Here is a 21,095-nt window from a genome sequence, read left to right on the forward strand (position 1 = left end):
GCATGGCCCGGCGCTGCCGGCCCACAACGGTCACGCCATCACGCGGCGCTGCTCGATGCCAACAGGCACAGACTGCGCGCCGGCAGCGTCCACTGCCCCTCTTCATCCATGTCCAGTGGCGCCTCATCGGTCTGCAGCACCACCCGGCGGAACGAAAGCACCTGGTCGGACGGGCGGAACCGCTGCGGCTGGTCACTCGGGTTCAGCAGCAGGGCCAGGCTGACGTGGCGCCCCGGTTCCCGTAGGCCACTGTCAGGGCTGCGGCCATCGAGCACGATCAGCAGGGCGCGCTGTTCCGCATCGTGCCAATCACTTTCGCCCATCGGCTCGCCATCCGGCCGCCGCCACTCGATGTCACGCATGCCCAGGGATGCGTCGTAGTCACCGGTCAGGAAGCGATTGCGCCGCAGCAGGCCGTAGCGCCGCCTCAGCGCAAGGACGCGCCGCACGAACGCTGCCTGCGCCTGCGGGCCGGGTTGCGCCGCGCGTTCCCAGTCGATCCAGCTCAGCGGATTGTCCTGGCAGTAGGCATTGTTGTTGCCGCGCTGCGAATGGCCGAACTCATCGCCGGCCAGCAGCATCGGCGTGCCCTGCGCCAGCAGCAGCGTGGCCAGCAGATTACGCATCTGCCGCGCACGCAGGGTCAGGATGCCTTCGTCGTCTGTATCGCCTTCCACGCCGTGGTTCCACGACAGGTTGTGCGAATGGCCGTCGCGGTTGTCCTCGCCGTTGGCCTCGTTGTGGCGGTCGTTGTAGCTCACCAGATCATGCAGCGTATACCCGTCGTGGGCGGTGACCAGGTTGATGCTGGCCGACGGCCGGCGGCCGTGATGGTCAAACAGATCGGCCGATCCGGTAAAGCGCGCCGCAAACTCCGGCAGCTGCCCGGCATCACCGCGCCACAGCGCACGGGTGGTGTCACGGAAACGGTCGTTCCATTCGGCCCAGCCCGGCGGGAACTGACCAAGCTGGTAGCCGCCCGGGCCGATATCCCACGGTTCGGCAATCAGTTTCACCTGGCTCAGCACCGGGTCCTGGCGCACGGCATCAAGGAAGCTGCCCGACGGATCAAACCCATGGCGTTCGCGGCCGAGAATGGTGGCCAGGTCGAAACGGAAGCCATCCACGCGCATCTCGGTCACCCAATAGCGCAGCGAATCCATGACCATGCGCAAGGCACCGGCATTGGTCAGGTCGAAGGTGTTGCCGGTGCCGGTATCGTTGATGTAATAGCGACGGTCTTCGGCAAGTCGGTAGTAACTGGCGTTGTCGATGCCCTTGAACGACAGCGTGGGCCCCAGCTCGTTGCCTTCGGCGGTGTGGTTGTAGACCACATCCAGAATCACCTCGATGCCCGCGCTGTGCAGGCGCGCCACCATCTGCTTGAATTCGGCAACGGTTTCCAGCGACAGGTAGCGCGGTTGCGGCGCGAAGAAGCCGATGGTGTTGTAGCCCCAGTAATTGCGCAGCCCACGTTCCAGCAGTTGCTGGTCGTCCACGTAGGCATGCACGGGCAGCAGCTCGATCGCGGTCACCCCCAGGTACGCCAGGTGGTCCACCACCGCGTCGTGCCGTAGCGCCGAGAACGTGCCGCGCTCGGCCGGCGGTACGCCGGGGTGCTGCATGGTCAGGCCACGCACGTGTGCCTCGTAGATCACCGATCGGTCCCAGGCGGTGGCCGGCGCGCGCTCGCCGCCCCAGCTGAAGGCCGGATCGATCACTGCACAGCGCGGCATGTACGGCGCGCTGTCGCGACGGTCGAAACTCAGGTCCGCATCGCGGTGGCCCAAGGTGTAGCCGAACAGGTGCGGCGCCCACTTGATTTCACCCACGATCTGCTTTGCATACGGATCCAGCAGCAGCTTGTTGGGGTTGAAGCGATGCCCGTCCGCCGGCGCGTACGGTCCATGCACGCGGTAGCCGTAGCGCTGGCCCGGCCGCACATCCGGCAGATAGCCGTGCCACACCTCGTTGGTGTATTCGGGCAGCACGATCCGTTCGACTTCCCGGTTGCGCGCATCGAACAGGCACAGTTCCACCTTGGTGGCATGCCGCGAGTACAGCGAGAAGTTCACTCCCAGGCCGTCCCAGGTCGCGCCCAGCGGGAAGGGGCGGCCTTCGCGCACGCGCGAGGTCTGGGTCCACTTACGCGTTGCCATCGTGCTCGTCCTCAGCCGCATGCAGGGCCGCTATTTCTGCTTCAACAAGGCGTTCGGCCATGTGCCAATGCCGCTGCTGCTGGTCATCCGGGCGCCCTTCGGCCTCCCAGATCTGGTGCGCCAACAATTCGATGCGGCGTCGCCGCTCACTGCTGTCCATCTGCCCCACTCTCCTGGCTGATCCACACCGCCACCGGGCTGCCTGCAAACAGCAGCGCGTCGGTGGCGGAACCGTTGAACATCTGCGTGCGACCATCCAGCACGTTGCGCATGCGTCGCTGCGGGACCCCTGCCACCCCCTGCTGCGCGGCGTCCTGCCAGGCAAGGCCCGGGCCGGCAGGCTGTTCCATCCCCGCCCGCCTGACTGCCACCAGCAACTGCTGCCCCCTGTACTCACGTACGAACACCAGGCGCGAGCACCCCGGTTCGGACAGCCTGCGCAGCGTGCCCTGCAGGAACAGCGGGGCATTGTTGCTGCGCAGTCGCAGCAGCGCGGCCAGCAGCCGCAGCTTGGGCAATCCGCTGTGCCAGTCGTGCAGCAACGCTGCCCACGATCGATCATCGGCCAGTGCATGTGCGCGCTGCGCGAAATCGACCGCGCGCCGATTGTCCGGGTCGACCAGGCTCAGATCCCAGAACTCGGTGCCCTGATAGATGTCCGGGACACCTGGCAGACACAGCTGCAGGCACAGTTGTGCCAGCCCGTTGCTTGCGCCGGCAGGCGCGATGCGTTCAACAAATGCGGCCAGCGCGGCGCGGACATCCTGCAGGCGGCTGCCGGCAAGCAATGACTGCAGCCACGCACAGGCCGCATCTTCCAACGGCAGATCGGGGTCGAGCCAACTGCTGATCCGCTTGCCCTCGCGCAGGGCCTTGCGCAGCCACTGCTGCATCCGCCCTGCGAAATCCGCCTCTGGCCTGCCCTGCATCGGCCACGCTGCGACCAGCGCCTGCCAGAGCGCATAGGCTTCGGCAGCGGGCAATGGCATGGCCATGCCCGCCGCATCACAGCGCCGTTCCCAGTCCGCCAGCGCTGCCTGCCACGCCGCCACATCGCTGCTCAGCAGCGCCAGGCGCGCCCGGGCATCCGGTCCACGCTTGTGGTCATGCGTGGCCAACGCCAGCATCGCCAGCGGGTGCTGCCGCGCACGCGCCTGTGCCAGCGCAAGCAGCTCGCTGCCATCAAGACCGATCCGTTGCGCGTCGCTGCCCACTTCATTGCGCGACAGCAGGCGGAAGTAGCGATAGAAGGCGGTATCCTCCACCGCCTTGGCGTTCAGTGGTGCCGAGAGCTGGCCAAAGCGCACGCGCAGCGCGTCCGCATCCGGAGCCTGCAAGGCATCCACCAGAAGGCGCAACGCTGTGCGTGCGGCTTCATCCAGCCCTTCGGCAGCTGCTTCACTGGCGCGCTGCAAGGCATCGCGCTCGGCTTCGGTCTGCAGATGATACGGCCGATACACCGGGTAGCAGCGCAGCAGCGCACACACCGCCCTGCGCAGCGTTGCGTCGGTCACATCGGCCTGCCGTGCCGCTGCGCCCAGCACCTGCCGCACGCAGACCCGCAGTCGCTGCAGATCCGCATGCAGGGAGCCGTCCAACAGCGCGTCGCGGGCCGCCCGTTGCACCTCATCAACCGTACGCCGGTCCCCGGCACGGGCCTGCCACTGTGCCGTCAGCGCGTCGGACCCTGCATCGTCATGCAGCCATGCGCCCACCTGGTCCATGAAGTCGTAGCCGGTAGTGCCATCGCAGCACCACCGTTCTGGCAAGGATTCGCCCTCGGCCAGGATCTTCTCCACGTGCAGGGTGATCTCATTGCCCGCGCGGCCGCCCTCTACCGCCGCCGCGTCAAGGCAGGCGCGCAACCGCGCCAGATAGCCACCTGGGTCGGACAGCCCATCAACGTGGTCGATGCGCAGCCCGTCCACCCGGCCCTCGCGAACCAGCCACAGGGGCAGCGCGTGCACCGTCTCGAACACGTCCTCGCGCTCCACCCGCAGCGCAACCAGCGTCGTGATGTCGAAGAACCGGCGGTAGTTGACCTGGTCACCGGCGGTGCGCCACCACGCCAGATGGTAGTGCTGCCGCTCCAGCAGCGCATGCATGCGCTCGGCAGAACGATTGCAGCGTGCCACCCAGCCCTGCCGCGCATGGCGTTCCAACGGATAGCTGCGCGGTGACAACGGCACGCACAGGTCGTGGTGGCGCAGCACGGGCAGATCGCCGTCGTCGTCCACGCGCAGCATGCCGGATCCGATGGCCGCGTCCAGCGGCCGATCCAGTACCGGCAGCCACAGCCGCTGCCCGCCGGCTGCGGCATCCCAGTCAATATCGAACCAATACGCGTAAGGGCTGCGCCGGCCATGCATCAGCACGTCCGACCACCAGGCATTCTGTGGCGCGGCCGCCAGGTGGTTGGGCACCCAGTCCAGGATCAGGCCCAGTCCATGCGCGCGGGCGCGGCCAGCAAGGTGCAGGAAGCCTGCTTCACCGCCCAGTTCCGGGTTGATGCGGGTGGGGTCGATGCCATCGTAGCCGTGGCTGGAACCGGGCATGGCCGCCGCAATCGGCGACAGATACAGGTGACTGACGCCCAGCGAAGAGAAATAGCCCACCTGGTCCGCGGCAGCGGCGAAGTCGAAGCCGGCGTGCAACTGCAGGCGGGCGGTGGCGCGCAGCGCGGTCATCGGCCGGCTCCGCCGCGACCGGCACTGATGCGCCCCAGCCGCGATTGCAGTGCAGGCTCATCCCAGTGCAGCGGCAGTCGCCGCCGCCAGTTCGGATGGACGCCGACGGTGCCGGGCAGGTTGACCTGCGTGCGCAATCCCAGCGCGTCCTCCAGCGGCAGCAGCGCCAACCGTGACGGCGTGGCGGCCAGCCGCTCCAGTGCAGCGTCTTCCACCTCCTCACCGTGCGCGGCCTGCGCAAGCGCCAGCGCATCGGCGCGACGCTGTGCCATCGCAGCGGGTAGATCGTCCATCTCACCCAGCCGCGCCCGCCAGCGCAGATCGCGCCCGCGCAGCCATCCCGCCAGCGGCGGCAGGTCATGGGTCGAAGGCATCGCGACGGCCTCGCGCCGCCAGGCGGCAGGCGCCAGGAAGCCGCTCGCATCGCGCGTAAACGGCAGCACGTCCACCCCCAGCACGCCACGGCTGGCCAGCAGCTGGCGGATGCCTGCAGGCACCACCCCCAGGTCTTCACCGATGACCACGCACTGATGCCGCCACGACTCCAGCACCAGCAGGTTCAACAGATCATCCAACGGAAACTGCAGGTAGACGCCGTCACTGGCCGAGCCGCCGTTGGGCAGCACCCACAGCCGGTGCAGGCCCAGGATATGGTCGATACGCACGCCGCCGCGGTCGGCCATCACCGATCGCAGCAGGTGGATGAAAGGGGCATAGCCCTGCCTGCGCAGGGCCAGCGGCGAGAACCCCGTAATCCCCCAGGCCTGGCCCTGGGTGTTGAAGGCATCCGGCGGCGCACCCAGCTCCAGACCCGAGAGCATGCACTGCGGCTGCGAACGCGCTTCGGCACCTTCGGGCGCGCAGCCGACGGCAAGATCGGCGATCAGCCCGATGCCGGCACCGCCGCTGCGCGCGCGCTGCTGCACCTGCGACCAGCACCGCTGCGCCAGCCATTGCGCGAACGCGTGATCGTCCGCATCGCCACTGCGCGGGTCGGCGGCCAAGGCGCAGTACGCCTCCAACGCGGGCCCGGCGTCGGACCGCCACTGGCCCATCGCGTTCCAGAGCTCCGGCTGCATGCGCTGAAGTTGGGCCCTGGCCGAACGCAGCCAGCGCCACTTCAGGTCGGCTGCGGAGGGCCAGTCAATACGCCGCGCCGCGGTAGCGGCCTTCACGGCCTCGGTCAGGGCGGAATCGCTTGCCAGCGCGGCTCGGGCCGCATCGGGAACGCCCTGCAGCAGCGAGGCCTGCAACGGGTCCAGCCAGCGGCGGTCGCTGGGTGAGTAAGGGCTGTAGCCGGCCGTCGGTGGCAAGCCGGCATGCAAAGGGCTCAGTGCCAGTGCGTGCCCGCCGTGCGCGACCAGGCGCTGCAGCCACGGCCCGCACCCGGCACTGTCTCCGATCCCCGCGTCGGCGTCGCTGCGCAGGCTGTATACCTGCGCAGCCAGGCCCCAGGCCCGATCAAGCTGCGCGGGCCACCACGCTTTCTGCGGCGCCACCGCGATGGCGATGGACCTGCGCCCCTGTTGCCAGTGCCAGTAACCCGGCTTTTCCGGCGCGGTCCACGCACCGCGCGAATCCTGCCACGCGTCGTGCGTCCTGCCCGCTTCATCCACCCAGCCCGCCATGCCGGATACTGCCGGCAGCGCCACGGGCTGGCCGCAGATGGCCGTACGCAGCGGGGCATGCTGGGCGTCTGGATCCGGCTGCAACTGCGCCAGCACCACACGCAGCACCGCGGGCGACACTGTGCAGTGGCGCCCGGATACGTCTTCCCACTCGGGCATCAGTCCGGCCGCACGGGCGGCGCTCTGCAGCGCTGCGTCGGTGCTCATGCCGGCAACCAGCGCAGCTGCAGCCCACCCTTGGGCGCCAGCCGTGAACCGGCCGGAAGCTGCAGCGGCGAATCGCCCTCCGGAAGCGAATGGGCCACCGCTTCTGCGCCGGCATTGATGGCGATCCACCATTGCCCGGCAGGCAACTGCCAGCCGGCCTGCACGGCGCCCGCACCCAGTACCGTCGCACCCAACGAACGCGCCTGTTCCAGGCCCGGCTGCAGGTAACGCCGGCGCGCTACGAGCAGCTCCCGCAGCCATGCCAGTGCGGCCTGCGCCGTGGGGTCAGCACCGGGCGAGGCAACACAGGACGCCTGCAGCGTTGCCGGATCGTTCGGGTCCGGAATGCGCGCGCGTGACGCGGCATCGGCAAAGGCACTGAACCCGGCAAACTCGCGCCGGCGTCCTTCGCGTACGGCCTCGTCCAGCGGCGCTTCGAAATCGGTGAAGAACAGGAAGGGCGATGTTGCCTGCCACGGCTCGCCCATGAACAGCAACGGCACCATCGGCGTCAGCACGGTCAGCGCCGTGGCCATGCGCAGCTGCGGCGGCGAAACCAGCGTACTCAGCCGATCACCGAACGCGCGGTTGCCGACCTGGTCATGGTTCTGCGCGAACACCACGAACCGCGACGGCGGCAGGTCTGCGCTGGCTTCGCCACGTGGTACGCCGTGCAGGTCGGGCTCGCCCTGCCAGGCAAAGCCTTCGGCCAGACAGCGTGCCAGCAGCGCTTCGGCCCGCCCGGCATAGGCGGCGTAATAGCCTTCGTTCTCGCCGGTCAGTAACACGTGCAGCGCATTGTGGAAGTCGTCATTCCACTGTGCCTGGTAGGCACCGCGCAGCCAGTGCGCCTGGTTTCGTTCGTTCTCAAGCACCAGGCAGGCATGCGGCACCTGGGCGCGCACCGCATCACTGAGCTGCTGCAGGAACCGGTTATCGGCGATGGCATGCACGGCATCCAGGCGCAAGCCGTCGAAACGGTACTCCTGCAGCCACATCAGCGCGTTGTCGATGAAGAAGCGCTGCACCTGCGGCTGCGAGAAATCGATGGCCTCGCCCCACGGCGTGCTGTGCCCACTGCGGAAGAATGCCTTGGCGTACTGGGCCAGATGGTTCCCCTGCGGGCCGAAATGGTTGTAGACCACATCCAGCAGCACGGCCATGCCGGCCGCATGTGCGGCATCAACAAAGCCTTTCAACGCGTCAGGGCCACCGTAGGCCTGCGCCGGGGCATACGGAAACACACCGTCATAGCCCCAGTTGCGGTTGCCCGGAAACTGGGCCACCGGCATCAACTCGATCGCGGTGATGCCGGTCTCAGCCAGCATCGGCAGTTGTGCGATAAGCGCTTCGAAGCCACCCGCTGCGCCCACATGCACTTCGTAGATCACCATGTCCGACCATGCAACCGGGTTGCGTTGCCCGGTCAGCCACACGTGGTGGCCAGGCATGACCACGGCGCTGGGGCCATCGATGCCGTCCGGTTGCCAGCGCGAGGCGGGGTCTGGCACTTCACTGCCGTCGGGCAGACGGTACCGGTAGCAGTCGCCATGCCCAGCAGAGGTATGAACCCAATGGGTACCGTCAGGTTCCCGGCGCATCGGTATCGCCGCACCCGCCAGCACCAGTTCCACCTGCGCGGCATCCGGCGCCCACAGCCGGAACGCCACCGCACCGTCGTCCACCGGCCACGCGCCCAGGCGCGCGTCTACGGTCATTGCGCTACCTGCAGGTACAGGGTCGACAGCGGCGGCAGCGTCAGTCGCAATGACTGGGCATGGCCGTGCATGGGCCGGGCATCGGTGCCAACCGTACCCAGGTTGCCTGCGTTGCCGCCGGCGTAATGGTGGCTGTCGGTGTTCAGGCACTCTGACCAGCGGCCCGGCGTGGGGACGCCCACGCGATAGCCGTCGCGCCGCACCGGGGTGAAATTGCTGACCACCAGCACCGCAGGCGCCCTGCCTGTGGGGTCCTGCCGCACGAAGGCGAAGACGCTGTTGCCGTTGTCGTCACCCACGCTCCAGGCAAACCCGCGCTCGTCATGCTCGTGCTGATGTAGGACAGGTTCCTGTCGCAACTGCGCGTTCAGATCGGCCACCAGGCGCATCAGTCCGCCCGCCTCGGGCGTGCCGGCCTGCTGCCATTCCAGCCCGCGCTGGTGGGCCCACTCCTCCGCCTGGCCGAACTCGCCGCCCATGAAGAGCAGCTTGCTGCCCGGGTGCGCCCACATGAAAGCGTAGTACGCGCGCAGCTGGGCAAACTGCTGGCGGCGCTCGCCCGGCATCTTGCGCAGCAGCGAGCCCTTGCCGTGCACCACTTCGTCGTGCGACAGCGGCAACACGAAACGTTCGGAGAACGCGTAGACCAGGCCGAAGCTGATCTCGCTGTGGTGATGCGGGCGATGCACGGGATCGCGCCGCAGGTACTGCAGCGTGTCGTGCATCCAGCCCATGTTCCATTTATGGGTGAAGCCCAGGCCGCCGTCGGCCACCGCACGGGTGACGCCCGGCCAGGCCGTGCTTTCCTCGGCAATGACCAGCACGTCCGGGAAGCGCTCCTGCAGGGTCTGGTTCATGCGCTGCAGGAACGCAACCGCCTCCAGATTCTCACGCCCCCCCTGCACATTGGGCACCCACTGCCCGTCGGCGCGGCTGTAGTCGCGGTACAGCATCGAAGCTACGGCATCCACGCGCAGCCCATCGATGTGGAAGCGCTCGATCCATTCCACCGCGCTGCCCAGCAGATAGCCCGCCACTTCGTTGCGGCCATAGTTGTAGATCAGCGTGTCCCAGTCGGCGTGTTTGCCCTCGCGCGGATCGGCATGCTCGTACAGGGCGGTGCCATCGAAGCGTGCCAGGCCGTGGCCATCCTCGGGAAAGTGCGCGCCCACCCAGTCCACGATCACACCCAGCCCAGCCTGGTGGCAGCGGTCCACGAAGCGGGCGAAGTCCTCCGGGGTACCGTAGCGCGCCGTTGGCGCATAGATACCCAGGGGCTGGTAGCCCCACGATCCACCGAATGGGTGCTCGCTGACCGGCAGCAGTTCGATATGGGTGAATCCCAGGCCGGTCACGTGGGGGATCAGCCGCTCTGCCAGCCCATCCCAGTCCAGCGCGCCGCCGTCGTCCAGCCGTTGCCACGAGCCGGCGTGCACCTCGTAGATGGACAGCGGCGCTGCAGCGCCCAGCCGACGGCGGCGGTCCAGCCAGGGCTGATCGTTCCAGTGCAGCGGTGCGGCGGCAGGTACGCGCGATGCGGTCGCCGGTGCGCGCTCGGCCCACCGCGCCATCGGATCCAGTTTGTCCGGCAGCAGCTGGCCCTGCGCACCCATGATGCGGAACTTGTAGCAGTCCCCCGGTTTCACCCCAGGCACGAACAGTTCCCACACCCCCGCGCGATGGCGCAGGCGCATGGGGTGGCGGCGTCCATCCCATCCGTTGAAATCACCGATGACCGCCACGCGCCGCGCATTCGGTGCCCACACCGCAAAGCGCACACCGGCAACACCGTGCAGTGTCATCGCGGTGGCGCCGAGCGCGCGCATGGCATCGGCATCGCCCTGGTGGATGCGTTGCAGCAGCTCCTCGTCCAGCAACGGACCAAACGCGTAGGCGTCATGCACCTGCTCGATACCGTGGGCGAAATGCAGCGCCAGCAGCGGAATATCCTCGTCGCCGGCCGGCCCCACAAACAGTCCGGCCAGTCCGGTACTGCGAAGGTCCCAGCGTCGGCCGCCCGCTGACACCACCTCCACCCGACGCGCGTCCGGCACCAGTACGCGGATCAGCCGATTGTCATCGGCGTCGACATGCGGCCCCAGCCATGCAAACGCGTCCGCAGGCCGGGCCTGGGCCAGATCCTGCAGTTCGGCCGCCACTGCCACGGCAACATCCGCCTGCGGGTCCAGCCCGCATTCCACACCGACCGTGCCGCGCCCGCCGTCGGTCATGCCCCTACCCCGCAGGTCTGCTGGTACAGCGCCAGGTACGCGCGGCCGGCAGTTTCCCACCCGCCCGGCCGCAGCATCGCAGCACGCCGCATGGCCTGCATCAGCACCGGTAGCCGGAAGGTACGCATGGCCCGTTCCACGCAGCGGCGAAGCCCATCGGCGCTGGCGCCATGGAACAGGAAGCCGGTCACACCGTCCTCCACCGTGTCGACCAGGCCGCCCGTGGCGTGCGCCACCGGCAGGCAGCCAAAGCGCTGCGCATACATCTGGCTGAGCCCGCACGGTTCGAAACGCGATGGCATCAGCAGGAAATCCGCGCCGGCGAACATCTGCCGCGCCAAGCCTTCTTCGAAACCGATGAAGGCGCCCACCCGGCCCGGGTAGCGCTGCGCCAATGCCTGCACCTGCGCCTCGACCTGCGGCTCGCCACCGCCGATCACCACCAGCTGGCCACCGGCGGCCACGATCTGCGGGGCCACATCACAGGTGATGTCCAGGCCCTTCTGGTGGACCAGGCGCGATACCACGGCAAACAACGGACCCTGCGATGGCTGCAGACCGAAGGCCTGGCGCACGGCCTGCGCGTTGGCATCGCGCCCCGCACACTGGCCCACGCTGAAACGCGCTTTCAGATGGATGTCGCGGCGCGGGTCCCAACTGGCATCGATGCCATTGACGATGCCGCTGAGGTGACCGCCGGCCGCGCGTCGTGCCAGCAGTTCATGCAGGCCGCAACCATCCTCGGCCGCGGTGATCTGCTGCGCGTAGCGAAGGCTGACCGTGTTCAGCCGTGTCGCATTGGCAATGCCGCCCTGCAGGAAGGACATCTGGCCGTGGAAGTGCAGTTCATCCAGCCGTTCGGCCGGCACGCCCAGGGCAGGCGCCAGCGCGAAGGGAAACAGCCCCTGGTAGGCCAGGTTGTGGATGGTCAGCAGGGTTGGTACGGCGGTGCGGTCCCAGCGCACGTAGGCAGCGGCCAGCGCCACCGGCCAGTCATTCAGGTGCAGCAACTGCGGGGTCCAGTCCAGCCCCGCCCTGCCCGCGGCGAGCTCAGCGGCGGCATGCGAAAGCGTGGCAAAGCGCACCGCGTTGTCCGGCCACTCCCTGCCCTGCGCATCCACGTAGGGCGAGCCGTCGCGCTCATACAGGGCGGGCGAAAGCAGTACGTAGATCGGCAGCCCGTCAGCCTGCAGCGCCATGCCGAGGGTGCATGCGGGAAGCCCGGCGCGGCCGCCAATGCGGCCCACCTCGCGCAGTTGCGGCAGGCGCTGCAGCACTTCGGGATAGCCCGGCAACAGCACCCGCGCATCACAGCCGGCGCGCACTGCGCGTGGCAGGGCCGCAGCGACATCACCCAGGCCACCGGCCTTGATGAAGTCGGCCATCTCGGTGGCCACGAACAGCACCCGCTGCACAAGCGCGGGCAGTTCAATGGGCTGTGAGGGAACGCGGCGCGTGCCGATGGGCACAGCGCCGGGTGCGGGCAGCGCAGTGTCTGCCATGGAGTCGAACGGGGAACCGGCGACGAGATCGAGGGCCATGATGCTTCTCTGAATCAGTCAGGCAGACGCCAGCGGCGCCCTGCTGGGCGCGCGTGCTGGAAAGGAAGTCGTCGCGGAACGTGGGGGACGTGCGCGTAGGCTCTACGCGAATGTGCCCTGTTGCATATCAAACAGCTGTGAAGTGATGGCGATTTATTTGTGACAGGGCTTCATGAGCTCAGTACGCATCGTTCGATGCAGCCCGCCCTGTGCCTGCGGCAGCCATCTGGCCAGCATGCGCGCCGGCCTTGCGGGGGGGGGGGGCAACGCCGCCCCGCATTGCGAGGTCACGCGCCAGGCTGTGCCGGCGCGACCAGAAGCTGCACCTGCAGCGTGCTGCCATCGTCCAGGTACAGCACCTGCTGCACCGGCACCGAACCCGCGTCCGCCAGCGGCTGCACGATCGCGCGCGGCAGCACCAGCCGACAGAACGTGCCGCCATCCAGCAGCACCGGCTGTTCGCCTGCGTGCAGCGACAGCGCAAGGCCCCAGCCTTCCACGCCGCCGAAGCGGGTCATGTTCTCCACCGTTTCCCCGCCCAGCAGCACCTGCAGTTCGGCGGGCTCCAGGCACAGGCGCAGCGATTGCTGCTGCAGTTCTACTTTCATGCGGGCACCTGGGCGGGGCTGTACGCAGACATCATGATTCAAGGCCGGAACGATCGTGGGCGTGCATGGTACTGCCAACGCCCCTGCGTCAGCGCGCCGGCATGCAGGCATCGAATCGGGCGAGCACGCGCTCCACCTCGGCCGCCGCACCCAGCGCGCATGCGTAGCCATCGGGTCGGATCAGCAGCCAATGGCCTTCGGCAAGGTCCAGCGCCGCGGCAACGTCGCCGTGCACGTCCCGCCATTCGCCCTGGGCGCCCAGCACATGCACCTGCAGCCCGGCACGCGGCACAACGCTGTGCCGGTCCGTGGCGTGGCCCAGCAGCGTCCAATGGGTGCCGCGCAGCAGATCGAACAGCCGTGCCGGCTGACCGCCCGCGCCCTGCAGCCGCGCATCCGGGACGCGATCGCCGGGAAGCACCTTGGTGATGCTCGCCTCCGCCGGTAGGGTCAGTGGCGAGCTGCGGTACTGCAGATCCAGCTGCTGCACCTCGCGCCCGCGCCGGTGGTCCCCTTGCTGTGCGCGCTCCAGCAGGCTCGTGGCAAGGCCCAGCATGGCGGCGGCTATCGGCCGGCGCTCCTGCTCGTAGCTGTCCAGCAGCACAGGCGGCGCGCCGCGCAGCACCGCTGCCAGCTTCCACCCCAGGTTGTAGGCATCCTGCACGCTGGTGTTCAAGCCCTGCCCGCCGGTGGGCGGATGGGTGTGGGCCGCGTCGCCCACCAACAGCACATTGCCGCTGCGGTAGCAGTCGGCAAGCCGCGCATTCATCTGGTAGGCCGATGCCCAGTGCACCTGCTGCACCACGATGTCATCGCGCCCCGAGCGCAGCTGCACCATCGCCTGCAGCCCGGCGGCGGACAAGTCCACCTCGCCTTCCAGCGGTACCGGTGCCTGCAGTTGGAACAACGCCGTTCCCATCAGCGGGCACAGCATCAGCCGTTGCTGCGGGTCGTGCTCGTTGAAGGTGTGCCAGGCATCGCGCGGCAGGCCCTGAAGGCTGATATCGGCAACCACCCCGCGCACGCCCAGCGTTTTGCCAGGGAATCCGATCTGCAGGACCCGGCGCACCGTGCTGCGGCCGCCATCGGCGCCGACCAGATAGCGCGCGCGCAGCGCCTGCGGGCCCACCGGGGTATCCAGCTGCAGCGTGACCCCGTCAGCGTCCTGCTCGAAGTCGCGCAGCACATGGGCAAACGCCACGTGGTGGCCCAGTTCGGCCAGGCGTGCGCGCAGCACCTGCTCGGTGGCGAACTGCGGGACCATCAACGGCACGCCATAGGGCTCGGCTACGGTCGCACGGGATGCCTCCAGCATCACTGCATCGGTGCTGCTGCCGTCCGGGTGATGCGTGCGGGTTGGCGGGTAGGCACCGCCGACGGCAAACAGGCGGTTGACCACGCCCATGTCTTCAAAGATCTCCAGGCTGCGCGGTTGGATGCCCTTGCCGCGCGAGCCCTGGAAGGGCGCTTCGCGCTGCTCGATCACGCGTATGGCAACGCCGCGCCTGGCCAGTTCAATGGCCAGGGCCAGGCCTGCGGCACCTGCGCCACAGATGAGTACTTCAGTTGACGCCTTCATTTCGACCACCCACATATATGTGTAGGATGCACATATTTCAGGAGCAGCCTATGCCCACCCAAAAGCGCGTGCAAGATACACATATCTCGGCGGACCTGAAGTCGCTGCACCTGTCCATGCTGGGCATCGTGAGCGTGATGAACCGCCCGGCCAACGACCTGCGACTCATCAAGGAAGCCGGCATCACCCTGGACCCGGCCCTGTTTCGCCTGCTGGTGGTGATTGAACGGGTCGGGCCGATTGGCGTTGTCGAACTGGCCGACCGGCTGGGCCGCGACTACACCACCATCAGCCGCCAGGTGGCCAAGCTGGTGGCCAAGGAGCTGGTGACCCGCCAGGGCAACCCCGCCGACCGGCGCATGCGCGAGGCGGTGATCGCGCCGAAGGGCAAGGCGATGACCGACCACCTGGATGCAGCGCGTGCGCGCATCGCGGCCGGCATTTTCGCCACGTGGCAGCCGCAGGACGTCAAGGACCTGGTGCGCCTGATGGCGAAGTTCTCTGCAGCACTCGAATCGATGGCGCCCTGACCTGCACCCGCGCAGGCCCTGCCAACGGCTGCTTGTCGCCTCCAATGTGATGTTATAACATCCCGCCTCTTTTTCAGGGGGATGTATGCGTCGTCACGTTCTTGCCGTTGCTGTACTGCTTGCTGTCCATGGCGCCTGCGCCGCCGAAAACACCACGCTGCCCACGCTGGATGTCCGCGCCGATCGCCTTTCCAAGGTTGATTCGGTGGTGGTCGTCGAAAACACCGATGCGCCCAACCGCACCCTGGGCGAGATGCTGGAACACGTGTCGGGCGTGCAGAGCAGCGCGTTCGGGCCCAATGCTGGCGCGCCGGTCATCCGCAGCCTGGGCGGCAACCGCGTGCAGCTGCTCGAAGACGGCCATTCGATCCTCGGCATGAATGCGATCAGCGGCAACATCAACGTGCCGTTCGACCCGCTGTTCGTGAAGCAGGTATCGGTGAACAGGTCCGCGGACAGCGTGCGCTACGGCGGCAATGCCATCGGCGGCAGCGTGAACGTCGATACCGGGCTCATCTCGCGGCAGATGGAAACCAAGGACCAGGAAATGGAACTGCTGCTGCGCCAGGGCTTCAATGCCGCCGATGCGCAGGGTTTCCGCATGAACTTCAACAACCAGCGGAATGTGTCCACCAACCTGCAGATGTCGGTGCAGCGCATCTCCCACTACGACATTCCCGGCAACAGCAAGGCCAGCGTGTGCGACAGCCAGCTGTTTCCTGCCGCTGGTGGTGTGAACAGCGCACTGGCCGACGCCTGCCAGAAGGAAGCGCGCGTGCAGCGGGTCTACAACAAGGCCTCGCAACCCTTCATCGACCAGTTCATGACCGAGAACCCCGACTGGGCGGACGGTGATTTCTCCTTCTTCACCAACCAGCCCACATCCGTGTGGATGGGCAAGACCTACGTCAACCCGGCCAACCCGCAGTACGTGCAGGGCACGCCGTCGTACGTGCAGCAGCAGATCGACCGCGATGTCACGCCGAACTACTCCGGCACACTGGGCAACAGCTACTTCCGCAATACCCATCTTGCCGCGGGCTCGACCTACTTCTTTGATCGCGGCTACGTGGCCGCCAGCATCGACAGCAAGGACAGCGAATACGGCGTACCGGGCTTCTCGATGGAGAACCTGTCCTTCGGCTCGGACTACAGCCAGGGCCGCCCGGTGGGCGTGAAGCTGCAGCAGGACACCTACACGGTGCTGGCCAACGTGCGCGAGCCGCTGCCGCTGTTGGACAGCGCCGAAGTGAATCTGTCCAAGCTCAGCAGCACCGCAGGCGAATACCTGGGCGCCAGCAAGGCCAACCAGTACGCCTTTGACACCTACCAGGGCGAGCTTGTCCTGAACCATCGCCGCGTAGGTGCGTTGACCGGCCAGCTGGGCACCAGCTACCAGTCCCGTTCCATTACCGGCAGTGGCCCGCAACGCTACCTGCCCGACGTGGATACGCAGGCAAAAGCGCTGTTCGTGAAGGAGACCCTGACCCTGCCGTGGGCCACCTTCGATGCTGGCTACCGGCACGAGAAGATCGATCACGAAATCCAGGTCAGCCGCTTCCAGAGCGGCCGCAACTCCCCCAATGGCAGCTTGAAAGACCGCGATTTCAATCTGGAAAGCTACAGCGCCGGTGGCTACTTCACGCTCGGCAAGTGGTTCGCGGCAACCCTGCGCTACGCCGATTCACAGCGCGCCCCCGACGTGAACGAGCTCTACGCCAGCAACGCGCACTACTCCACCATGACCCAGGAGGAAGGGAACCAGGCGCTGAAACCCGAGCGCGCCAAGACCCTGGAGTTCACGCTGGCCTTCAGCAATGCGGGCTTCGACGCCACGGCCACCGCGTATGAGATGAAGTACGAGAACTATCTCTACCTGGGCTATTCCGGCCTGCAGACTGCCAACCGCTTGCCGCTGAAATACTGGAAGCAGACTGACACCACGGTGAAGGGCTTTGAGGTGGATGTGTCGCAGGCACTGGAACTGGGGCGTTACGGCAGCCTGCAGCTGTCGGCGTTCTCCGATCTGGTGAAAAACAAGGCCGACCACCCCGACTCACTGCGCGCCCACAACGATGGCCAGTACCTGCCCAACATGCCCACCAACCGCTACGGTGCGAACGTGGCCTGGCAGCGCGGCGGCTGGAAGGCACACCTGTCCGGCACCTACTACGACACCCAGCAGTACCTGGGCCGGAACGTGAGCGAGGAAATCCCACTGCCTGCCTTCACCCTGGTCGATATGCAGGTCAGCTATACCTTCCCGATCCGCAATGCGTATGTGTCGGCGCTGGAGGTCTTCGTCAACGGCAGCAACCTGCTGGACGAAGAGGCGCGACCGCACAACTCGCCGCTGAAGTACATCGCCCCCTTGCCGGGGCGCGGCTTCCAGATCGGGCTGAACGTGAAGCTGTAAGGGCGGCAGCAAGGTGTACATGCCATCCAGGCCGCACGTGTTGCTGCACGGGGCGGCCGCAGGTTACTTCGTGGCCGTGCTCTGCGCGGCCTGGCTGCCGCAGCTGATGCCGGGCAACCTGCCCCACGCCCTCTGGGCCACAAGCGGCACCGGGCTGCGTGGCCTGTGCACACCGCTGGTGTGTGCAGGCGTGGTCGCCCAGCTCTGCCGCGGACTGTCGCTTGGGCAGGCGCCAGTGGCGCCGGTACTGGCCAGCGCTGGCGCCGCGTTGCTGCTGTGGGCGCAGTTGCCTGCCGATGCCAGCAGCCTGCCACTGGCACGGCTGCTGGCGGCGTCGGCGGGTGTCAGCCTGCTGCTGGTGGCGCAGCACATGCGCTGCGCCACCCCGGCAGGGTCTACCGCGCTCAGTTTTCCTGGTAGTCGCGCTCGTCGTACTCACCCGGCACGGTGCAGGTCAGCGTAACCGGGCTGCCTTCGCTCACCATCAGCGAACCCAGCTTGGTCTCGCGGCCACCGCCGGCATCCAGCTTGGCCGCCTTGCGCACGGCGGCAACGCTGGCGCCCAGTTCGGCAGTGTAGCTCTGGCCCATGCCATCGCTATCGTCGATGTAGGCGGTGATTTCCTTCACCGGCAGACCGAACAGGGTGAACCCGGCGGCCGGGGTGATCGGCTTCAGGCTGCCGTCTTCTTCGCGCGGCAGCGCCTTCCAGGCGGCGTTGTTGGTATCGGGGGCGGCGCGGCATTCCAGCGCGGCCTGCAGCGACGGCGCAATGGCCTGCCACTGGCTGGCGTTCAAGGCGTGGGCGGCCGGTGCAGCGGCGGCGACAGCCAGCAGCGGGGCCAGCAGCTTCAGGCGCGTGCGGCGTGCACGCGACAAGGAGGGAGTTACGTTCATTACCTACATTCCATTTGCAGTGGGGTTCCTTGCCGCTGGCACTGCGCATGCTGGCGCCAACGGCGAAGGAATTCTACGCTTCCACGTGCACTCAGACGTAGGCAAATGCGGCCAGATCGGCGTTCAGGCGATCCCGATGGGTGACCGGGAAACCGTGCGACGCGCCCTCGTACACCACCAGGGTGGCATTGGGCAGGATCTCGACGGCGCGACGCGCGGTGGTGTCCAGCGGCACGATGTCATCGCCGCTGCCGTGCACCACCAGCGTCGGCAGCGTGATCGACGCCATTTCTGCGCGGAAGTCGGTGCCCCAGAACTGATCGACGCAGGCAAGCTGCGCATGCAGCGCGCCGCTCATGCCCTGCTGCCAGAACGCCATCTGCCAGCCCGCGTTATGCGGCACGTCACCCTGGCCCATGGCGAAGAACGCTGTCGGGAAGTCCAGGTACAGCTGTGAACGATTGTCCAGCACGGCCTGCTTCACCCCGTCGGCCACCGCCTTCGGTACGCCTTCGGGATGGCCGTCGATGGCGCCCATCAGCGGTGTGATGGCACCCAGAAGAACCAGCTTGGCAACGCGATCGGTACCGTGCCGGGTGACATAGCGCACCACTTCACCGCCGCCCATCGAGTGTCCCACCAGTACCGCATCGCGCAGGTCCAGGGCCTGCATCACCGCCGCCAGATCATCGGCGAAGGTGTCCATGTCATAGCCGCCGGGCGGCTGGTCCGAGCGCCCATGCCCGCGGCGGTCATACGCCACCACACGGAAGCCGGCGTCGGCCAGGAACTGCATCTGCGGGTCCCAGGCATCGCTGTTCAACGGCCAGCCGTGCGAGAGCACGATCGGGCGGCCACTGCCGATATCGCGGTAGAAGATCTGGGTGCCATCCTGGGCAGCAACGAAATTGGTCATGTCGGATCCTGTATATGGTTGGGGGAAGTGGTTCAACGATTGAGCGTGTAGTTGGCCGGCACCCAGCGGTACTGGTACGGCGCGCCTTCGGCGATATGGCCGATGCCGGGGAAGGAGATGTGCGCCGCGGCGATCCACCAGCCACTGGCCACCGCCTGCTGGTACAACGCATCGCGCGAAGCAATGGCCTGGGTGCTCTGCCAGTCGTAGCGGATGGCGACCTGCGGGTCGTCGAACTGCACCGCCGCCACATGCACGGTGTCACCCCAGAACAGCATGGCCTGATCGGCATCGTGCAGCAGGTAGACACTGTGGCCGGGGGTGTGGCCGGGCGCGGGCATGGCACGCAGTCCCGGCAGCAGGTCCTGGCCTGCCGGTTCGAAGGTCTGCACGCGCCCGGCCGCACGATACGGCGCCAGCACGCTCTGCGCGGCGGCGAAGAACGGACGCTGCAGCGGCCCCACCTGGTCCTGGTTGCGGCTGTTGGTCCAGAAGTCGAACTCGCGCTTGGCCACATGCACCGTGGCATTGGGGAACACTGCCTTGCCATCACGCAGCAGGCCGCCGGCATGGTCTTCATGCAGGTGGGTAATGAAGATGTCATCCACATCGGCCGGGCTATGCCCCGATGCCCGCAGAGCCGCCACCAGGCCGCCGCCCTCGGCGCCGTACAGATCGCCGGCACCCGTATCGACCAGCATCACCCGGTCGCCCTGCTCGACCAGGAAGGCGTTGATCATGCCTTCCACCGGTGCCTTCAGGTACTGCTGGGCCAGCAGCCGATCCACTTCACCGGGACGCGCGCCCAGCAGCAACTGGTCCACGGGGAACAGGTGCGTGCCATCCAGCAGTGCGGTCACCTGGAACGTGCCCAGCTGCATGCGGTAGAAGCCCGGTGCCTGCTGCGGCTGCTGCACGGCCGCCGCAGCGGGTTCGGCCGCCATGCCGGCCATCGGCAGCGCCGAGGCAGCGGCCAGCAACAGTGCGGCCGCAAGTGTGTGTGTCTTGTGCATCATTGCATTCCTGCGTGTGTTGAACGAAAAGGCCGATGGGCCCGGAGATAGTTGGCGGTGTACTGCACCGTGTGCAGCCGCGTTTTCAACAGCGCTGTCCATCAGCCCCTCCAGTCCTGCAGGAACTCCATCAGCAGGCCGTTCACCACCTCCGGGCGTTCTTCATGCGGCAGGTGGCCACAGCGTTCGATGGCAACCGCACGCAGGTTCTCGGCCATTTCCGCCCAGACCTGCGGCATGTCGAACATGCGCCCCACCGCCTCGAACTCCGCACCCCACAGGGCCAGCGTCGGGCAGGCAATGCGCACGTGCGCGTCTTCCAGGTCCTGCTGTACATCCACTGCGTTGGCGCGGTAGTCCGACATCGCCCCGCGCACCGCACCCGGCGCACTGTAGGCGCGCACATAGGTGTCGAAGGCTTCGCCGCTGATCGCGGCCGGGTCGTAGGCCCAGTCAGAGAAGAACCAGCGCAGCCATTTCGCTTCATTGCCGGCAATCAGCGCTTCGGGCAGGTCCGGCACCAGGTGGAACAGGAAGAACCAGTACGCCTTGGCGATGGAGGCATTCAGCTCACGCGCCACGATGCGGGTGGGCACGTTGTCCATCACCACCAGCCGGTCTACGCGCTGCGGGTGATCCTTGGCCAGGCGCGTGGCCACGCGGGCGCCGCGGTCGTGCCCGACCAGCGCCACCTTGTCGATGCCCAGCGTGTCGAGCAGGGCCACGATGTCCTGCGCCATGGTGCGCTTGTCGTAGCCAGTGGCCGGCTTCTCGGTTTCACCGTAGCCGCGCAGATCGGGCGCAATCACCCGGTGGTTGGCCGCAAGCACCGGAATCTGATGGCGCCAGGCGTAGTTGGTTTCCGGAAAGCCGTGCAGCAGTACCACCGGGGCGCCATTGCCGGCGTCGATGAAGTTCTGGCGGATGCCATTGGCACGCACGGTGTGGCTGACGAACGGGTTCATC

The 21,095-nt window shown here is 67.4% G+C and carries 15 protein-coding genes; 2 read left to right on the forward strand and 13 right to left on the reverse strand.

The window, feature by feature from the left end; translation table 11 throughout:
- Positions 1–38 precede the first annotated feature (38 nt).
- From glgX to C1931_RS10885, 9 genes are all read right to left on the reverse strand, one after another.
- Positions 39–2,159 carry a glycogen debranching protein GlgX gene (gene glgX, locus C1931_RS10845; protein ID WP_108756339.1) on the reverse strand — a complete coding sequence of 707 codons (2,121 nt, stop codon included), beginning with the start codon at positions 2,157–2,159 and terminating at the stop codon, positions 39–41.
- The gene (locus C1931_RS10850) at positions 2,146–2,319 is read right to left on the reverse strand and encodes a DUF2934 domain-containing protein (RefSeq protein ID WP_108749770.1); all 174 of its coding nucleotides are present in this window, start codon (positions 2,317–2,319) and stop codon (positions 2,146–2,148) included. The genes glgX and C1931_RS10850 overlap by 14 nt, the downstream gene beginning before the upstream one ends.
- Complete coding sequence (treY, locus tag C1931_RS10855) at positions 2,306–4,846, reverse strand: malto-oligosyltrehalose synthase (protein ID WP_108756340.1); 2,541 nt, start codon at positions 4,844–4,846, stop codon at positions 2,306–2,308. The genes C1931_RS10850 and treY overlap by 14 nt, the downstream gene beginning before the upstream one ends.
- Complete coding sequence (locus C1931_RS10860; protein ID WP_108756341.1) at positions 4,843–6,681, reverse strand: 4-alpha-glucanotransferase; 1,839 nt, start codon at positions 6,679–6,681, stop codon at positions 4,843–4,845. Before C1931_RS10860 ends, treY begins: the two co-directional genes overlap by 4 nt.
- The gene (treZ, locus tag C1931_RS10865; RefSeq protein ID WP_108756342.1) at positions 6,678–8,399 is read right to left on the reverse strand and encodes a malto-oligosyltrehalose trehalohydrolase; all 1,722 of its coding nucleotides are present in this window, start codon (positions 8,397–8,399) and stop codon (positions 6,678–6,680) included. Before treZ ends, C1931_RS10860 begins: the two co-directional genes overlap by 4 nt.
- Positions 8,396–10,630, reverse strand: a complete 2,235-nt coding sequence (gene glgB, locus C1931_RS10870; RefSeq protein ID WP_108756343.1) for a 1,4-alpha-glucan branching protein GlgB — start codon at positions 10,628–10,630, stop codon at positions 8,396–8,398. The genes treZ and glgB overlap by 4 nt, the downstream gene beginning before the upstream one ends.
- Positions 10,627–12,186 (reverse strand): glycogen synthase GlgA, encoded by a 1,560-nt coding sequence (glgA, locus tag C1931_RS10875; protein WP_108756344.1) that lies wholly within the window; start codon positions 12,184–12,186, stop codon positions 10,627–10,629. The genes glgB and glgA overlap by 4 nt, the downstream gene beginning before the upstream one ends.
- A 272-nt stretch (positions 12,187–12,458) precedes the next feature.
- Positions 12,459–12,779 carry a hypothetical protein gene (locus tag C1931_RS20415; protein WP_199912355.1) on the reverse strand — a complete coding sequence of 107 codons (321 nt, stop codon included), beginning with the start codon at positions 12,777–12,779 and terminating at the stop codon, positions 12,459–12,461.
- A gap of 88 nt (positions 12,780–12,867) precedes the next feature.
- A complete protein-coding gene (locus C1931_RS10885) occupies positions 12,868–14,358 on the reverse strand; it encodes an FAD-dependent oxidoreductase (protein ID WP_108757736.1) in 1,491 nt (496 codons plus the stop codon).
- A 68-nt stretch (positions 14,359–14,426) separates the two neighbouring features.
- On the opposite strand from C1931_RS10885, the gene C1931_RS10890 reads away from it, so the two are divergent.
- Together C1931_RS10890 and C1931_RS10895 are read left to right on the forward strand one after the other, a co-directional pair.
- A complete protein-coding gene (locus C1931_RS10890) occupies positions 14,427–14,888 on the forward strand; it encodes a MarR family winged helix-turn-helix transcriptional regulator (protein ID WP_234412804.1) in 462 nt (153 codons plus the stop codon).
- Positions 14,889–14,973: 85 nt separating this feature from the next.
- Positions 14,974–17,304 (forward strand): TonB-dependent receptor, encoded by a 2,331-nt coding sequence (locus C1931_RS10895; RefSeq protein ID WP_108756346.1) that lies wholly within the window; start codon positions 14,974–14,976, stop codon positions 17,302–17,304.
- A 404-nt stretch (positions 17,305–17,708) separates the two neighbouring features.
- Here the strand turns inward: C1931_RS10895 and C1931_RS10900 are convergent, their stop codons facing one another.
- The 4 genes from C1931_RS10900 to C1931_RS10915 form a co-directional block, all read right to left on the reverse strand.
- Positions 17,709–18,200 (reverse strand): hypothetical protein, encoded by a 492-nt coding sequence (locus C1931_RS10900; RefSeq protein ID WP_159095479.1) that lies wholly within the window; start codon positions 18,198–18,200, stop codon positions 17,709–17,711.
- Between the two features lie 91 nt (positions 18,201–18,291).
- Positions 18,292–19,116 carry an alpha/beta hydrolase gene (locus C1931_RS10905; protein ID WP_108756348.1) on the reverse strand — a complete coding sequence of 275 codons (825 nt, stop codon included), beginning with the start codon at positions 19,114–19,116 and terminating at the stop codon, positions 18,292–18,294.
- Positions 19,117–19,148: 32 nt separating this feature from the next.
- Entirely contained in the window at positions 19,149–20,129 is a 981-nt protein-coding gene (locus tag C1931_RS10910) for an MBL fold metallo-hydrolase (RefSeq protein ID WP_108757737.1), read from the reverse strand.
- 101 nt (positions 20,130–20,230) lie between these two features.
- Positions 20,231–21,094, reverse strand: a complete 864-nt coding sequence (locus C1931_RS10915) for an alpha/beta hydrolase (protein ID WP_108756349.1) — start codon at positions 21,092–21,094, stop codon at positions 20,231–20,233.
- Position 21,095 lies beyond the last annotated feature (1 nt).

The organism is Stenotrophomonas sp. YAU14A_MKIMI4_1, from assembly GCF_003086855.1.
GTDB lineage: Bacteria > Pseudomonadota > Gammaproteobacteria > Xanthomonadales > Xanthomonadaceae > Stenotrophomonas.

What these genes read in the sequence shown, in the direction of transcription:
- glgX (WP_108756339.1), bottom strand. Translation starts at nt 2,159, where the DNA reads ATGGCAACGCGTAAGTGGACCCAGACCTCGCGCGTGCGCGAAGGCCGC.
- C1931_RS10850 (WP_108749770.1), bottom strand. Translation starts at nt 2,319, where the DNA reads ATGGACAGCAGTGAGCGGCGACGCCGCATCGAATTGTTGGCGCACCAG.
- treY (WP_108756340.1), bottom strand. Translation starts at nt 4,846, where the DNA reads ATGACCGCGCTGCGCGCCACCGCCCGCCTGCAGTTGCACGCCGGCTTC.
- C1931_RS10860 (WP_108756341.1), bottom strand. Translation starts at nt 6,681, where the DNA reads ATGAGCACCGACGCAGCGCTGCAGAGCGCCGCCCGTGCGGCCGGACTG.
- treZ (WP_108756342.1), bottom strand. Translation starts at nt 8,399, where the DNA reads ATGACCGTAGACGCGCGCCTGGGCGCGTGGCCGGTGGACGACGGTGCG.
- glgB (WP_108756343.1), bottom strand. Translation starts at nt 10,630, where the DNA reads ATGACCGACGGCGGGCGCGGCACGGTCGGTGTGGAATGCGGGCTGGAC.
- C1931_RS20415 (WP_199912355.1), bottom strand. Translation starts at nt 12,779, where the DNA reads ATGAAAGTAGAACTGCAGCAGCAATCGCTGCGCCTGTGCCTGGAGCCC.
- C1931_RS10885 (WP_108757736.1), bottom strand. Translation starts at nt 14,358, where the DNA reads ATGAAGGCGTCAACTGAAGTACTCATCTGTGGCGCAGGTGCCGCAGGC.
- C1931_RS10895 (WP_108756346.1), top strand. Translation starts at nt 14,974, where the DNA reads ATGCGTCGTCACGTTCTTGCCGTTGCTGTACTGCTTGCTGTCCATGGC.
- C1931_RS10900 (WP_159095479.1), bottom strand. Translation starts at nt 18,200, where the DNA reads ATGAACGTAACTCCCTCCTTGTCGCGTGCACGCCGCACGCGCCTGAAG.
- C1931_RS10905 (WP_108756348.1), bottom strand. Translation starts at nt 19,116, where the DNA reads ATGACCAATTTCGTTGCTGCCCAGGATGGCACCCAGATCTTCTACCGC.
- C1931_RS10910 (WP_108757737.1), bottom strand. Translation starts at nt 20,129, where the DNA reads ATGCACAAGACACACACACTTGCGGCCGCACTGTTGCTGGCCGCTGCC.
- C1931_RS10915 (WP_108756349.1), bottom strand. Translation starts at nt 21,094, where the DNA reads ATGAACCCGTTCGTCAGCCACACCGTGCGTGCCAATGGCATCCGCCAG.